Source organism: Heliomicrobium undosum (assembly GCF_009877425.1).
Classification (GTDB): Bacteria; Bacillota; Desulfitobacteriia; order Heliobacteriales; family Heliobacteriaceae; genus Heliomicrobium; species Heliomicrobium undosum.
This window is the reverse complement of the sequence record NZ_WXEY01000011.1, coordinates 1-15,069: the sequence shown is the minus strand read 5'-3', so window position 1 is coordinate 15,069 and position 15,069 is coordinate 1. Positions and strand designations below refer to the sequence as shown.

Below are 15,069 nucleotides of genomic sequence, written 5' to 3'. Positions count from 1 at the left end.
CTCAACCTTCCCCGAGCAACACCTGTTCGCGCAGGCGGCGCAACCCTTCCTTGATCGCGCGAGCCCGAACCTCGCCGATGCCCTCGACTTCGTCGAGTTCCTCCGTGGAAGCGCGGCAGACGTTCTGGAGCCCGCCAAAGGCGCCGACCAGGTTTTCCACGACCGAATAGGGCAGGCGCGGGATTTTGGCCAGGACGCGGTACCCCCGCGGAGAGACGGACATATCGAGAACACCCAGCCCTGCCCCATAGCCGAGGGCGCGGGCGATGGGAATCAGGTCCGGGATGTCATTGGAGTGGTAGTGGATCTCCTCGCGGATCTGGGTGACGGTGCGGTTCTCCGTCGTCCGGTAGTCCTCGATGATCGACTGCCCCTGTTCTTCCACGTTGTCGACCAGTTCGGCCATCTGCATGCGCACGAGGCGCCCCTCGTTGCCCAACTCGCAGATGTACTGCTGCATCTCCTGGAACATGCGGGAAAACATCTCGATCCGTTGCAGGATCCGGGCCACGTCGAAGACAGTGACAAGATCCTGAAACTCCAGCGCCGTCAGGTTGTTCAGGGACTTGCTGATCACGGACTTGTACTTTTCCAGAGTCTGTAACCCTTGGTTGGCTTTCGTCAGGATGGTGGGGATGTCGCGCAGGGTGTAGCGAATCGCGCCCTGGTAGAGGGTGATGATCCCCCGGCGCTGGGAGATGGAGACGACCATTTCCCCTGTCTGGCGGGCCACCCGCTCTGCCGTCCGGTGGCGGATGCCCGTTTCCCCCGAGGGGATGCCCGGATCGGGGACCAGTTGCGTATTGGCGTAGAGGATGCGGCTGGCGTCGCCGTTAAGAACGATGGCCCCGTCCATCTTGGCCAGTTCGTAGAGGGCTGCCGGCGAATAGGGACAGTTGATCAAAAAACCGCCCTCCACGGCGTCCAGAACCTGCCGGCTGTCGCCGATGACGATGAGCCCGCCCGTTTTTGCCCGCAGGATGTTCTCCAAACCCTCCCGCAAGGGGGTTCCCGGAGCGAGGACGCGGAGCGCCCGCAAAAACTTTTCGTCCGGTTCTCTCATGACGCTATCCTCCCAAAAGTGCAGCGAGCGCTTCTTCCACCGTTTCTACTGCAATCAGTTCGATCCCTGTATCTTCCTTCAAGTATTTCCGGTTTTGTTTCGGGCAAACACAGCGGGTGAATCCCAACTTGAGCGCCTCATGCATGCGTTTTTCCAGGTGCCCGACGGCGCGCACCTCTCCGGTAAGCCCCACCTCGCCGATGACGACGGCCTCGGGGTCAGCCGGCTGGTTGCGCCAACTGGAGGCGATGGCCGTCACGACGGCCAGATCGGCTGCCGGTTCGGCGATCTTCAACCCGCCGGCCACATTGACATAGATGTCCTGTTGCCCCAGTTGGAGGCCGATCCGTTTATCGAGGACCGCCGCCAGCAGGACCGTCCGGTTGTAGTCAAGGCCTGTGGCCATGCGGCGAGGTTGGCCGAAACTGGTGGCCGCCACCAGCGCCTGGACCTCGACCAGGACCGGGCGGGTCCCCTCCATGCAGGGGACAACGACAGAGCCGGCCACCCCCTGGGTGCGCTCGGCCAGGAAAAAGGCCGACGGGTTGGGGACCTCCACCATGCCTTGTCCGATCATCTCGAAGATGCCCAGTTCGTTGGTGGAGCCGAAACGGTTTTTGACGCCCCGCAGGACCCGGTAGGGGTAATGGCGTTCGCCTTCCAGGTAGAGTACGGCGTCCACCATGTGTTCCAGCACGCGGGGCCCGGCGATGGCCCCCTCTTTCGTCACATGTCCCACCAGGGTGACGGCGACGGGCAGATCCTTGGCGAGGCGCATCAGTTGGGCGGCGCACTCGCGCACCTGGGCCACGTTGCCCGGCGCCGACCCCAGTTCATCCCAGTACATGGTTTGGATGGAGTCGATGACGACCCAAATGGGCTTTCGCTGGCGGATCGTCTCAATGACAACGGCGATGTCCGTCTCCGCCAGCAGGTAGAGATCGACCCCCTCAACGCCGAGCCGGCGCGCCCGCATCTTGATCTGCTGGACCGATTCCTCTCCGGAGACGTACAAAACCGGTCCCGATGCTGCGGCCATGTGCCGGGCCGCCTGGATCAGCAGGGTCGATTTGCCGATCCCCGGATCGCCAGCCAGCAGGGTCAGAGAGCCGGCGACCAGCCCGCCGCCGAGCACGCGATCCAGTTCGGCGATGCCGGTGGAGAGGCGGATGTTGCTCTGCACCTCCGCCTGGTCAATATGGATGGGACCACTGGTTAGGGTCGCCCCGAAGCGGTTGGAAAGGGACTTCTCCCCCCCTCCTTTGGCCACTTGTTCTTCCACAAGGCTATTCCAGGCGCCGCAACCGGGGCAGCGCCCCAGCCACTTGAGCGACTCCTGGCCGCATTGGGAGCAGAAAAAGCGGCTTTTTGACTTTGCCATGGCTTCCTCCGTCTCATCCGGTTCCGCCTCCGGTTACATGAAGGCGTGTTCCGGGGCTGTTTTTCAATGGAATCATTCGGGATATGTTTACTCTTTCGGGAAATGAGGAAAAACCCCTGCTTGGAACGAGAAGAGAAAAGGCCCTCCGTTCGCTGTAAGAACGGAGGGCGCTTGTTTATTCATGAACAACAATTTTTTGCAGGCTACTTTCTCTCAAAGCGGAGTTTTCCATCGGCCACACCGACGGTGATCTGATCGCCGGCTTTGTATTCGCCCTTCAGGAGCGCCTCGGAGATCTCGTCTTCCACGAGCCGCAGAATGGCCCTACGCAGGGGGCGAGCGCCGAAGGTCTCATCATAGCCGACCTTGGCCAGGTGATCCTGGGCGGCTTCGGTGACCTCCATGGAGAGACCTGTTTCGACCAAGCGGCGGTTCACCTCGCCGAGCATCAGGTTGACGATCCGGCGGATGTCCTCGGCGGCCAGTGTATGGAAAACGATCGTCTCGTCGATGCGGTTGAGGAATTCAGGTCGGAAGCTGCGCTTCAGTTCCTCCATGACCCGGTTTTTCATGCCCTCATACTGGACTTCCCGCTCCTTGACGCCCTGTTCGGTCGGCTTAAAACCCATGACGCCGGAGCGCTTGATCGTCTGGGCGCCCACGTTGGAGGTCATGATGATCACCGTGTTGCGGAAGTCGACGGTCCGCCCCTTGCTGTCGGTGAGCCGACCGTCTTCGAGCACCTGGAGGAGGATGTTGAAGACCTCGGGGTTGGCCTTTTCGATCTCATCAAGGAGGATGACAGAGTAGGGGCGGCGACGGACGGCCTCGGTCAGCTGGCCGCCCTCGTCATGGCCGATGTAGCCGGGGGGCGCGCCGACGAGCCGCGACACGGAGTGTTTTTCCATGTATTCGGACATGTCGATGCGGACCATGGCGTCTTCCTGGCCGAAAAGGGCTTCGGCCAGGGCGCGCGCCAGTTCTGTCTTGCCGACGCCGGTGGGTCCGAGGAAGATGAAGGAACCGATGGGGCGCTTGGGATCCTTGAGTCCGGCCCGGGCGCGACGGACAGCCCGCGAGACGGCGGCGACGGCTTCGTCCTGGCCGATCACGCGGCGGTGCAGTTCCTCTTCGAGCTTCAGCAGGCGCGCGCTTTCGCTTTCGGCCAGACGGGTGACGGGAACGCCGGTCCAACTGGAGACGATCTGGGCGATGTCTTCTTCACGGACGACCGTGTTGGCGCTGCCCCGGGCATGCTCCCAGTCGGACTTCTGCTTTTCCAGTTGGCCGCGCAACTGCATCTCCTGATCGCGCAACTGGGCGGCTTTTTCAAACTCCTGGGCCAGGACGGCGGCTTCCTTCTCCTTGCGCAAACCCTCCAGGCGGGACTCGAGTTCCTTCATATCGGGAGGCGCCGTGAAGGTTTGCAGCCGCACGCGGGAGGCGGCCTCGTCGATCAGGTCGATGGCCTTGTCGGGGAGGTAGCGGTCGGAGATGTACCGATCAGAGAGGCGGACGGCGGCGTCGATGGCTTCGTCGGTGATCTTCACCCGGTGGTGGGCTTCATAGCGGTCACGGAGCCCCTTGAGGATGGCGACGGCCTCTTCCCGCTTCGGCTCGCCGACGGTGATCGGCTGGAAGCGGCGCTCCAGGGCAGGGTCACGCTCGATGTGCTTGCGGTACTCATCCAGGGTGGTGGCGCCGATGCACTGCAGTTCCCCCCGCGCCAAGGCCGGCTTGAGGATGTTGGCGGCGTCGATGGCGCCTTCCGCCGCGCCGGCGCCGATCAGGGTGTGCAGTTCGTCGATAAAGAGAACCACGTTGCCGGCCTGGCGGATCTCGTCCATCACTTTTTTCAGCCGTTCCTCAAACTCGCCGCGGTACTTGGAGCCGGCGACGACCGAGGAGAGGTCGAGGGTGACGACCCGCTTGCCGGTCAGGGTCTCGGGCACCTTACCGTCGACGATGCGCTGGGCCAGCCCCTCGGCGACGGCCGTCTTGCCGACGCCGGGCTCGCCGATGAGGACGGGGTTGTTTTTCGTGCGGCGGGAGAGGATCTGGACGACCCGCTCGATCTCCGATTCCCGGCCGATGACCGGATCGAGTTTGCCGTCCCGGGCCGACTGGGTCAGGTCGCGGCCGAACTCATTCAAGGTGGGGGTCTTGCGGTCCCGTTCTGCGGCGGCGCTGCCGCCTTTTCCGTTGGGGGCCGCCTGGGGTCCGCCGAGCAGGGTCATCACCTGATGGCGCACCTTTTCCAGGGTGAGTCCCAGTTCAGCCAGGACGCGGGCGGCGACGCCCTCGCCTTCGCGGATGAGGCCGAGCAGGATGTGTTCGGTGCCCACGTAGTTGACCCCCTGGCGCCGTCCCTCTTCGTTGGCCAGTTCGAGCGCACGCTTCGCCCGCGGCGTCAATCCGATCTCAGCGGGTTCGCCGGCGCCCTCTCCGACGAGCCGGATCACCTGCCGGCGGACCTGTTCCAGATCGAGGTTCATGCTGAGCAAGGCCTTCGCCCCGATGCCTTCGCCCTCTCGGATCAACCCCAAAAGCAGGTGTTCCGATCCGACGGCGGGGTGTTTGAGGGCCACCGCTTCCTCTTTCGCCAGGAGGAGCACCTTTTGCGCTCGCTCCGTAAAACGTCCCATCATGGGGCCCCATCCTCCTTCCGAACAGAACAATGCTGTCTATATGTCCATCTTCATCGCCTGTGAGCGCCTATCTGACGGCAGGTCTCCCATTAAAACCTGCCCCATGATGCCTTTGATTACGCAATGTCCCAAAGCGCCATGATTTATCTCACAGTACACCAAAATGACGCAAGTCCCTGGACTGCCGGTTTATCTGCCGCTACCCGTCGAGACTAAAGCGCTCGCGGATCAGGGAGGCCCGTTGCACATCCCGCTCGAAGGGGCTCAACTCCCTGCCAGCCAGCTTTTGCAAAAAGGCGGGCCGGGTCAAAACCAGCATCTCGTTGAGGACCTGTGGCGAGACGCCCTGGATGATCCCCAGATCGATGCCGAGGCGCACGTTCGACAAGAGGGTCATCGCCTCCTGGGAGTTGATGATGCGGGCGCTGGTCAATGTGCCATAGGCGCGGCACACGCGGTCTTCCAATTGAGGTTTCGTCTCTTTGAGCAGCACCTGGCGGGCCATCCGCTCATGATCGATCAGTTGGGTGGCCACGACAACCAGGTTAGAGATGATCTCCTCCTCAGAGCGGCCCAGGGTAACCTGGTTGGAGATCTGAAAGAGGTTACCCGTGGCATCGGTGCCCTCGCCGTAGAGCCCGCGAACAGTCATCCCGATCTGGGACAGAGAGGCGAGGACGCGGGAGGCCTGGTTGGTCAGCACGAGCGCCGGCAGGTGCATCATCACCGAAGCCCGTAGGCCCGTGCCCACGTTGGTCGGGCACGCGGTCAGGTAACCGAGTTTCTCATCAAAGGCGAAATCGAGCTTCGATTCAAGCAGGTCGTCGATCCGGCTGGCCAGATCCCAGGCTTCCTCTAATTGCAAACCGGGGAAGAGGCACTGGATCCGCAGGTGATCCTCCTCGTTGATCAGCACGGACACGGCTTCATCGGCCCGGAGGATGAGCCCCTTCCCGGCGGCCTCTTCGGCGTGCTGGGGGCTGATCAGGTGCTTGTCGACGAGCACCAGCCGGTCGAGGGGCTCCAGTTCCTCCAGGTTGACAAAAATCAGTTCACCGGAGGTTTGTTCGATTTCCGCATCCTTGATCGCCCCTTCCACCTGGCTGACGACGGCCTTGGTCTGTTCCGCAGCGGCCACATTGGGGAAAGGGATGTCACAGAGGTTGCGGGCGAGACGCACGCGGGAACTGATGACAATTTCCGACTCTTTTCCCGTTCCTTCCATCCACTTGGTCAAAGCCTGATTGACAAAACGATCGCGCATCGTCATCCCCCTCACTCTGCCATACCTTTTTCCAACTCGCGGATCTGGTCGCGGAGCCGCGCCGCCTGTTCAAACTCCTCATTGGACACGTGCTGTTGCAATCGGGCGCGCAGGTTCTGGATCTCCCGCTGCAAGCGGATACTGCCGCCGCTGCGTTTGGGCACCTTGCCCGTATGGCGGTTAGAACCTTGCACACGCCGCAGCAGCGGCTCCACCTTGTCCTGGAACCGATCGTAGCACTGGTGGCAGCCCAATCGCCCCGTCTGACTGATCTGGTTGTAGTTGGCGCCGCAGTGCTCGCATTTGCCCGGCGCATGGAGGTTCAGGTTGACGGAACTGGCCGTTTTTCCGGTGTCAAATCCGAGCAGGCCGGCCAGGAATTTGTTGATGGGAAAGTTGTCGTCATAGGCCATGCTCCATTCCTTGTGGTGGGCTCGGGCGCACTCCTCGCAGAGATTGACCTCCGATTTCTGCCCGTTGACAATCTTGGTCACATGGACCGTGGCCGGACGCTTTTTGCATTCATCACAAAACATGGCGGAACCCCCCTCTGTCATTTCAGCCTTCCTCTATCCGTTCAGCCTTTTTCCTTCCCCTGCTCCGCTTCCGCTTCGGGCGCCTGATAGCGCTTGAGGTTGGAGAGCATCGCCTTGAGCAGGCGAGCGCGGAGCAGGTCCCGCTGGGGAAAGCTGATCTGAAGCACATCACGCTGGACGGCGGCCTGCATGATCAGCCCTTCCCGGATGGTCAGGATCTGCTCTTCCATCAGCCGTTCGATGATCCGGCGGGCCTGGTCTTCCGACAGCAGGTCGCCCAACCGGGTAGCCAGGATCTCCCACAGATCCTCCTCCATATCCAATTTGACGATGCGGACGAAACCGCCGCCGCCGCGTCGGCTTTCCACCACATAACCCTGCTCGGCGGCGAAGCGCGTCGTCAGGACATAGTTGATCTGGGAGGGCACGCAGCCGAAAAGGGCGGCCAACTGCTGGCGCTGGATCTCGATCATCCGTTCCCGGCTTTTTTCCAACTGTTCTTTAATGTAGCGCTCGATCTGATCGGCCAAATTAGCCATGTCCCATCACCACCGTTTTGTTGATGACAAGGGAGCGCCGACTTCCCTATCTTACGTCGATTTCCAATTTTTATCAATCGGCGGTGTTCCCTTCGTACGCCTGCTCCACCTGGAGTCGCCCATCCCGTTCGTCAACAATGATCCGCCCACCGTCGCCAACCGAGCCGGCGATCAGCGCCCGGGCCACTGGTGTTTCCACATGACGCTGGAGGTAGCGCTTCAGGGGGCGGGCGCCGTAGACGGGGTCAAAGCCCTCCCGGGCGATATGGGTTTTAGCCGATTCTGTCAGTGTCAGGCTGATCCGGCGCTGCCCCAGCCTCTTCTGCAGGTCCCTAATCAGGATGTCGATGATCGCGGTAATCTCCTGCAAGGTGAGCGGCTTGAAGAGGACCACATCATCAACGCGGTTGAGAAACTCGGGCCGGAAGTGAGCCCGCAGGCTGCCCATGACCTGCTCGCGGGCATGGGGCCGGATCTCGCCGTCTTCTGCCGCCCCCTCCAATAGATGATGGGAGCCGATGTTGGAGGTCATGATGATGACTGTGTTTTTGAAATCGACGGTGCGCCCCTGGCTGTCGGTGACCCGCCCGTCGTCGAGGATCTGGAGCAGCACGTTGAAGACGTCGGGGTGCGCCTTTTCAATCTCGTCAAAGAGGATGACCGAATAGGGCTTGCGTCGCACTGCCTCGGTCAATTGGCCGCCCTCCTCGTAGCCCACATATCCGGGGGGCGCGCCGATCAGGCGGGAGACGGCGTGTTTTTCCATGTACTCGGACATATCGATGCGGATCAGGTTCTCTTCGCTGTCAAAGAGCGACTGGGCTAAGGTCTTGGCCAGTTCCGTCTTGCCGACGCCCGTCGGCCCCAAGAAGATGAAGGCGCCGATGGGGCGGCGGGGGTCCTTGATGCCGGAACGGGCTCTCAAGACGGCATCCGTCACCAGTTGGACGGCCTCCTCCTGGCCGATAACCCGTTCATGGAGGATCTCGCTCAGCCGGAGCAGCTTTTCCCGTTCCCCCTCCACCAGACGCGTCACCGGGATGCCGGTCCAGCGGGAGACGATGTCGGCGATCTCCTCTTCTGTCACCTCTTCGCGAAGCAGCCGGTTTTCGCCGGACTTGCGTGCCAGTTCGGCCTCTTCCTGGGCAAGCCGCTGCTCCAACTGGGGCAGCCGCCCGTATCTCAGTTCGGCGAGGCGATTGAGGTCGTAGTTGTAGCCCCGCTCAGCCTCTTCCACCTCGCGTCGGACTTTTTCTATCTCTTCTCGCAAGGACTGGACCTTGCGGATCGCCTCTTTCTCCAGGTCCCAGCGCGCCCGCATCTGGTCTTCCTTTTCCCGCAGGTCGGCCAGTTCCCGGCGGAGCGCTTCGAGCCGCTCCTGGCTGGCCCTGTCTTTTTCCCGGGCCAGGGCGGCCTCCTCCACCTCCAACTGCACACGGCGGCGGCTCACCTCGTCCAGTTCCGTCGGCAGGGAGTCGATCTCCGTGCGAATCAGGGCGCAGGCCTCGTCAACGAGGTCGATGGCCTTGTCGGGCAGGAAGCGGTCGCTGATGTAGCGGTTCGACAGGGTGGCCGCCGCTACGAGGGCGTTGTCATGGATTTTGACGCCGTGGTGGACCTCGAAACGCTCTTTCAGCCCCCGCAGGATGGAGATGGTGTCTTCCACATCGGGCGCGTCAACGAGGACCGGCTGAAAACGCCGCTCCAGTGCCGCGTCTTTTTCGATGTACTTGCGGTATTCATCCAAGGTGGTGGCGCCGATGCAGTGGAGCTCGCCCCGGGCAAGCATGGGCTTCAGCATATTGCCGGCGTCCATGGCCCCTTCTGCCTTGCCGGCGCCGACGATGGTGTGCAATTCGTCGATGAAGAGGAGGATGCGCCCGTCGCTCTTCTTGATCTCCTGCAACACCGCCTTCAACCGTTCCTCAAACTCGCCGCGGTACTTGGCGCCGGCCACGAGAGCGCCCAGGTCCAGGGCAAAGATGGCCTTATCTTTAAGCCCCTCCGGCACATCGCCGCGCACGATGCGCAGGGCCAAACCCTCAACGATGGCCGTCTTGCCCACACCGGGCTCGCCGATGAGGACAGGGTTGTTCTTCGTCTTGCGGGAGAGGATGCGGACGACCCGCCGGATTTCGGCGTCGCGGCCGATGACCGGGTCGAGCCGTCCCCGCCGGGCTTCCTGGACCAGTTCGCGACCGTACTTTTCCAAGACCTCGTAGGTGACCTCCGGGTTGGCGCTGGTGACGCGCTGGTGGCCACGGATCGCCGTCAACGCCTTCAGCAGGTTTTCGCGGGTCAGCTTGAACTCGGCAAAGATCCGCTTGAGCGGTCCGTCGAGGGCGGGATCCAAAAAGGCCAGCAGCAGGTGCTCTACAGAAACGTACTCATCTTTCAGGTTGCGCGCCTCTTCCTCGGCTTTCACGAGGAGACGCTGGAGACGCGGTGTGATATATACCCGTCCCGGCTCGACACCCGGTCCGGACAGGCGAGGCTTTCGCTCTATCTCCCGCCGGATTCCTCTGCCAAACTGATCGCTGTCTATCCCCATCTTGTCCAGGACTCGGCGCGTTAACCCTTCTTCCTGTTCTACCAAAGCGGTCAAAAGGTGCTCCAGATCGACTTCCGGGTTCCCCTGTTGCACCGCCAGCGCTTGGGCCGCCGTAAAGGCTTCCTGGCTTTTCTGGGTCAACTTGTTGAAGTCCATGTTTCCACCTCCAAAAAGCGAGACTTTCTATCAGACAGGAGACTTCCCATAACGCAAAAGACACAAAGGACACAAAAGGGCTGCAGCGCCAGAACGGGTTTTGGATTAGACAGATAGGACAGGATTTTCCTCTGTCATTGACTAACTTTGACCTTTACGACTCTATTTTATCACCGCCTGGCTCCATTTATTCAAGATGCGCCGGAGGAAAATATCACGCCGTAGATTCACTTCGTAAAGATTATCTCCTCATTTCTGCGAAAATCTCTCTGTTTCATTATTTTTGCGCATCCGCTGTTTTCCTTGACATCAACCTAGTTGGGTGTAAAATTACACTATAGAGTGTAATTTTACACCAATACGGGAAGGGGGGACTTTCCGATCAAAGTCGATGACGCAGGCGTTCTCACCCAGGACGCCTTTGATCACTTGGTTTCCGAAAAACTCCGCGAGATACGCACGGAAGCCGATTTGACCCAGGATAAGATGGCCGAGAGCATCGGCATATCGAAAAAGACGCTCGTCGATGTGGAGAAAGGGCGGAAGACCTTGGGCTTTACGGCGGCGGCGCTGACAGCCCTCTTGTTCCGCCGGAGCGAAACGGTGCAATCCCTCTTCGGCGACATGACCATCGACGTGATCGAGTTCGTTTCCAGGCGAGCCAAGTCGCGCGCCTGGTACAAAACCTTAGGCGGCCGTGTGTGGTGGAATGAGGAATGCCGGCAAGGGCCTTTCATCGTCCAGAAGCACCTCTTCACCCCCTATTACCGGATCATCGACAACGTTCATTACCTCCATTATTACAGCCTAAACCGGGAGGAGACCTACAAGCGATTAACCGAACTGGGGTCGGAAACGATGATGGAAGAAAATCAGGGAAAGGAAGGTGAAGGGCCGTGACGTCTCGGAACAAGTGGTTGCGCGGCGAGATAGCCCAGTGGCATGGGGAAGGCCTGATTACCGCCGATCAAAAAGAACGCCTCCTGGAGCGGTATACCCCCTCTGAATGGCGTTCATCGCAGATCATCCTCTGGCTGGCCGGCCTGCTCGTCGGCCTCGGCTTTATCCTGCTGGTGGCCCACAACTGGGACGATATCCCGCGTCTTGCGCGGCTGGCCTTGGTCTGCGGCGTCATCGTCACCACCTACACCGCAGGCTATCTCCTCGCTTACGGCAAAGGCCCCAACCCGCTCGCCGGACGTTACCCCCGCATCGGTTCGGCCTTCCTCTTGCTTGGCTTGCTCTCCTACGGCGCCGGCATCTGGCTCGTGGGCCAGATGTACCACATCACCGCTTATGATGCCACCGGCCTCGGCTTATGGTTCCTTGGCGCCATCGCCATCGCCTACCTGACTGGGCATCCCCTCTTTTTCCTGTCAGCGCTGGTTCTGCTCACAGCCGCCAATATCAGCGACGCCACCGACAACGCCGTGTCCCTCATCACCGGCCCCTGGTTTTACGCCGCTTTTGCCGGGCTCATCTTCCCCTTTCTGTGGCGCCACAACGAACCGCTTCACCGGTATGGCGCGACCATCGCCTTCTTTCTCTGCATCCTCTTCCAGTTGCTCGAAGCGGAGCAGAGCCTGATCTGGTTCTCCCTTTTCCCGCTCCTGAGCCTGATCTATGACGAGACAGCGGAAAAGAGCCGTCGCCCCTTGCGACCGCTGCTCTCCACGCCGCTGCTGCTGTGGGGCGCCTTCTTCGTAGAAATCGCGGTCCTCATGGCCCGTCCACCCCTTCAACCGGAATGGACATGGCTGGTCGGCCTCTGGGTAACGCTCTCCGCTGTTCTCCTTTGGATCGGTCTTTGCAAGAGAGCCCTCCTTGAATCGCTGGCTATGGTCGCTCTCACGTCGCCGCTTCCCTTTGTGGCCAGACTCTTCGAACCGGAAAAACAGTTGACGGCCAACAGCCCTCTGTTGCAGTACAGCGCCACCCTGAACACCTATACGGAAGTGACGGCCCTGCTCATCCTCTTCGCCGGCGCCATCGCGCTGATTCAAAGCGGGAGCCGCCTGCGCGAGGAATGGCAGATCAACAGCGGGACCTTCTTCTTCCTCGTCTGCGTCATTTACGCCTACGGTCGTTACGCCTGGGGGATCCTCGACAAGTCCCTGTTCTTTATCGGCGGCGGCCTCATCCTCTTCGCCCTCGGCTATACGTTGGAACGCAAACGGCGCCAACTCCTGGACGCCTCACGGAAGGAGGAATAGATGATGCGTCGCAACGCTTTTTTCGCCGTCGTCGTCCTGCAGGTGCTCGTCCTGCTCCTCATGGCGGGCAGCCGGGCCGTCATCGTTTCCGCCGGCCAGGAAATCACCTTGAAAGCAGCGCCCGTCGATCCGCGCCATCCTTTTATGGGTGACTATGTGCGCTTACGGTACAACATTTCCGAGATCGACACGCGCGTCGTGCCGAACGACATCACATTAGAGAAGCTCAAGCACGGCAGCAAGGTCTATGTCGTCTTGGAAGAACAGCAAGGCCTCTATCAAGCGGTCGGCCTCTATCGCAGCGAACCTGCCGCCGGGCCGGGGCAGGTGGTTTTAAATGGGCGCTTCGAAGGGCTGCGATACCCGGCGCCCCCGGCCGAGATTTTGTCGAAACCGGAGGAAAAAGAATTCTACCGCAACGCCGAACCCAGCTTCGCCTGGATCGAGTACGGGCTGGAAGAGTATTATGTGCCGGAGGGCACAGGCCTGCAACTGGAGCAATCGCTGCGGGAACGAAAGGATGTGTTCGCCCGCGTGAAGGTTTGGCGCGGCGACAGCGTCCTTACAGAGGTTTCCTGAACGACTTTTGATGGCGCCTGATCGCTTCTCCTACTCCTGTTCACTGTTCCTCCAAGAGAGATGGGTCGACTCAATCGCGAAACTCACTGTAAGGGCAATCGGGGTCATGACCAAACCAATCGCCGGCGCGGATATAGGCGTTGGCTCGACAACCTCCCCGGCATTCCTCTCCAAAAAAGACACACTTTCGGCAGTACTCAGGCAACTCGGCGGCCGATAATGAGCGGAATTGGATTAGCGGTTTTGCCGTGCGCCACAGCTCGGAAAAGGGCATCTCCCGGATCGACGGACCCTGCCAATCGGCGTCACTGAGATAGCTGCAGGCGATGATCCGCCCGTCGGGCGTCAATCCGCAGTTATGGCGTCCCGGGCCGCAGTTAACAGAACAGGTGTCGTTCGGACAGTCATTCCCCTGATAAGGCTTTCCCTGCGCATAGCGCATCGGAACCAGGCCTTCGTGATTGAGGAACTTGGCGGGATAGCTGGCAGAAATCCGCTCCAGTTGACCGTCCAGTTCCTCCATCTCTTCCCGGCCTACAGCCAGATGCTCGCCTCTGGAACGGCCAAAGGCATGTAATCGCCTGTATTCGAGGGAAGTGGCCCCCTCCTGCCGCGCGAACTCGGCCAGATCAGCCAGGCAGTGCTGGTTGATCTGGGTGACAACCGCCTGCAGTGTAAAGGGCATGCCCGCCTTTCGCAAAGCGGCCAAGGCGGATTGGACTCGCCTAAAGCCATCCGAGGATACCCGAATGGCGTCGTTGACTTCGGCGGTGGGCCCATCGAGGCTGATCGAAAGGCGCAGCCAGCGCAGTCGCTTCAGCCGAGCGGCCATTTGTTCATCGATCAGCGTACCGTTGGAGATGACGATGGGGATGATCGAGGCCGCTTCCAGCATCTCCAGTATCTCTAGAAAATCTTCGCGCAGGAAAGGCTCACCGCCGCCAATGATCGCCTTGTACACACCAAGGCACTGCCATTGTTGGATCAGGTCCTGGCACTCGCCGGTGGTCAATTCCTCAACCGTTCTTTCCCCGGAGTGGTTGTAACAGTAGCGACAGCGCAAATTGCACTTCCAGGTGATCTCCCAAAAAACCTCCGTCGGCGCTGAGAGAGGACCGTCAGCATGATGCGCTTTCACTGCTACAGCGTCCTTTTCAGGGTGTTCCCCCGCGACCCAAGCCTCGAGATAGCGGACCATCCCCTCGTAGTCCCTTTGCAGGCGTTCCCGACCGGTTCGCGGATAGAGGAGCGACAACCGCGCCAGCGGATCAGGCAAGTCTTCGAAATAATGACGCAGGAAAGCAAAGGCGGTGTGATTTACGCGCAACACCCTGTCCGTAGGAAGATGAACGACCATTCCTCCGAAGGTTTCGCCGCGCAACACAAAGTCCCGGGCATGCAACATGAACCACCCTTCCCTAAAAAGAAATCGACCTCACGGTCGATATCAGCCTAAGATAATGGCCTGATAAGTATCTCTTACTCAAACGGTCATGTTGCCGGCGTAGGTCATGTTCGAGGGGCAATAATTTTCTGCACAGCTTCCTTTCGGCGTTTTGAAGCTTTGTGAGCAGTACGCGCAGACGCCCTCACAATGGTGATCCTTGGTATAGTTCTTCGAACAGTGCGTCTTCCCAGGCGGACAGTACGCGGCCGGGCAAGATACACTCTTTTGGACCTCATACACCTCCGGGCTGACATAGTCGTCCTTGTCTTCCTTAAACATTCCATCTCACCTCCCTAGAAATTTTTCCTTGGGAGGTTTTATTCGTTATATGTAGGTGTTTTCCTTTCATACTTCCTCGCCTGTGGCTACTATTTCCGACGCTCTTCCTTCATTGGACCGTTAACAACCAGAAAAAGAACGAGAAAGTTCAAAAGAAAACAACAAAAAGCCTCAGACCTGTTTGTCTGAGGCTTCATCTGCGTAAATGGCTCCTCGAGTAGGATTCGAACCTACAACCTACCGGTTAACAGCCGGTTGCTCTACCGTTGAGCTATCGAGGAACAACGGCAAGGAGTTTCAACAATCCTATATGAGTGCATATGGGAATTGTTTGCCCCTTGAAAACCACACATCGGATAAAGCGCAAAAGGTCAAGTCCTCGACCGATTCGTACCCGTCGACTGAACGCCTCA

11 protein-coding genes and 1 tRNA gene are annotated in these 15,069 nt (G+C 60.1%); 3 read left to right on the top strand and 9 right to left on the bottom strand.

Annotated features, from left to right (window positions below; all coding sequences use genetic code 11):
* Position 1 precedes the first annotated feature (1 nt).
* The 7 genes from disA to clpB all read right to left on the bottom strand — a co-directional run bounded on the left by disA (position 2) and on the right by clpB (position 10,138).
* Positions 2-1,063: a DNA integrity scanning diadenylate cyclase DisA gene (gene disA / locus GTO91_RS10920; RefSeq protein WP_161258757.1), complete on the bottom strand. Its 1,062-nt coding sequence runs from the start codon at positions 1,061-1,063 to the stop codon at positions 2-4.
* A gap of 4 nt (positions 1,064-1,067) precedes the next feature.
* Complete coding sequence (radA, locus tag GTO91_RS10915) at positions 1,068-2,444, bottom strand: DNA repair protein RadA (RefSeq protein ID WP_161258756.1); 1,377 nt, start codon at positions 2,442-2,444, stop codon at positions 1,068-1,070.
* A gap of 203 nt (positions 2,445-2,647) precedes the next feature.
* A complete protein-coding gene (locus GTO91_RS10910; protein ID WP_161258755.1) occupies positions 2,648-5,092 on the bottom strand; it encodes an ATP-dependent Clp protease ATP-binding subunit in 2,445 nt (814 codons plus the stop codon).
* Positions 5,093-5,291: 199 nt separating this feature from the next.
* On the bottom strand, positions 5,292-6,356 hold the full coding sequence (locus GTO91_RS10905) for a protein arginine kinase (protein ID WP_407929523.1): 1,065 nt from the start codon (positions 6,354-6,356) through the stop codon (positions 5,292-5,294).
* Positions 6,357-6,367: 11 nt separating this feature from the next.
* Positions 6,368-6,892, bottom strand: a complete 525-nt coding sequence (locus GTO91_RS10900; RefSeq protein WP_161258753.1) for a UvrB/UvrC motif-containing protein — start codon at positions 6,890-6,892, stop codon at positions 6,368-6,370.
* Positions 6,893-6,933: 41 nt separating this feature from the next.
* A complete protein-coding gene (locus tag GTO91_RS10895; protein WP_161258752.1) occupies positions 6,934-7,431 on the bottom strand; it encodes a CtsR family transcriptional regulator in 498 nt (165 codons plus the stop codon).
* Between the two features lie 73 nt (positions 7,432-7,504).
* Positions 7,505-10,138, bottom strand: coding sequence for an ATP-dependent chaperone ClpB (gene clpB / locus GTO91_RS10890; RefSeq protein WP_161258751.1), 2,634 nt, complete (start codon positions 10,136-10,138; stop codon positions 7,505-7,507).
* Between the two features lie 429 nt (positions 10,139-10,567).
* Here clpB and GTO91_RS10885 point away from each other — a divergent pair, with 429 nt between their 5' ends.
* The 3 genes from GTO91_RS10885 to GTO91_RS10875 are packed head-to-tail and all read left to right on the top strand — an operon-like array spanning position 10,568 to position 12,930.
* Positions 10,568-11,038: a helix-turn-helix transcriptional regulator gene (locus GTO91_RS10885; RefSeq protein WP_161258750.1), complete on the top strand. Its 471-nt coding sequence runs from the start codon at positions 10,568-10,570 to the stop codon at positions 11,036-11,038.
* Positions 11,035-12,351, top strand: a complete 1,317-nt coding sequence (locus GTO91_RS10880) for a DUF2157 domain-containing protein (protein ID WP_161258749.1) — start codon at positions 11,035-11,037, stop codon at positions 12,349-12,351. Before GTO91_RS10885 ends, GTO91_RS10880 begins: the two co-directional genes overlap by 4 nt.
* A 3-nt stretch (positions 12,352-12,354) precedes the next feature.
* Positions 12,355-12,930 carry a GDYXXLXY domain-containing protein gene (locus tag GTO91_RS10875; protein WP_161258748.1) on the top strand — a complete coding sequence of 192 codons (576 nt, stop codon included), beginning with the start codon at positions 12,355-12,357 and terminating at the stop codon, positions 12,928-12,930.
* 70 nt (positions 12,931-13,000) lie between these two features.
* Here GTO91_RS10875 and GTO91_RS10870 read toward each other — a convergent pair whose 3' ends face one another.
* Both GTO91_RS10870 and GTO91_RS10865 read right to left on the bottom strand, forming a co-directional pair.
* Positions 13,001-14,335 carry a radical SAM/SPASM domain-containing protein gene (locus GTO91_RS10870; protein WP_161258747.1) on the bottom strand — a complete coding sequence of 445 codons (1,335 nt, stop codon included), beginning with the start codon at positions 14,333-14,335 and terminating at the stop codon, positions 13,001-13,003.
* Between the two features lie 527 nt (positions 14,336-14,862).
* A tRNA-Asn gene (locus GTO91_RS10865) sits at positions 14,863-14,937 on the bottom strand.
* Between the last annotated feature and the right edge of the window lie 132 nt (positions 14,938-15,069).

Coding starts and splice junctions, on each gene's coding strand:
- disA (WP_161258757.1), bottom strand. CDS start 1,063: ATGAGAGAACCGGACGAAAAGTTTTTGCGGGCGCTCCGCGTCCTCGCT.
- radA (WP_161258756.1), bottom strand. CDS start 2,444: ATGGCAAAGTCAAAAAGCCGCTTTTTCTGCTCCCAATGCGGCCAGGAG.
- GTO91_RS10910 (WP_161258755.1), bottom strand. CDS start 5,092: ATGATGGGACGTTTTACGGAGCGAGCGCAAAAGGTGCTCCTCCTGGCG.
- GTO91_RS10905 (WP_407929523.1), bottom strand. CDS start 6,356: ATGCGCGATCGTTTTGTCAATCAGGCTTTGACCAAGTGGATGGAAGGA.
- GTO91_RS10900 (WP_161258753.1), bottom strand. CDS start 6,892: ATGTTTTGTGATGAATGCAAAAAGCGTCCGGCCACGGTCCATGTGACC.
- GTO91_RS10895 (WP_161258752.1), bottom strand. CDS start 7,431: ATGGCTAATTTGGCCGATCAGATCGAGCGCTACATTAAAGAACAGTTG.
- clpB (WP_161258751.1), bottom strand. CDS start 10,138: ATGGACTTCAACAAGTTGACCCAGAAAAGCCAGGAAGCCTTTACGGCG.
- GTO91_RS10875 (WP_161258748.1), top strand. CDS start 12,355: ATGCGTCGCAACGCTTTTTTCGCCGTCGTCGTCCTGCAGGTGCTCGTC.
- GTO91_RS10870 (WP_161258747.1), bottom strand. CDS start 14,335: ATGTTGCATGCCCGGGACTTTGTGTTGCGCGGCGAAACCTTCGGAGGA.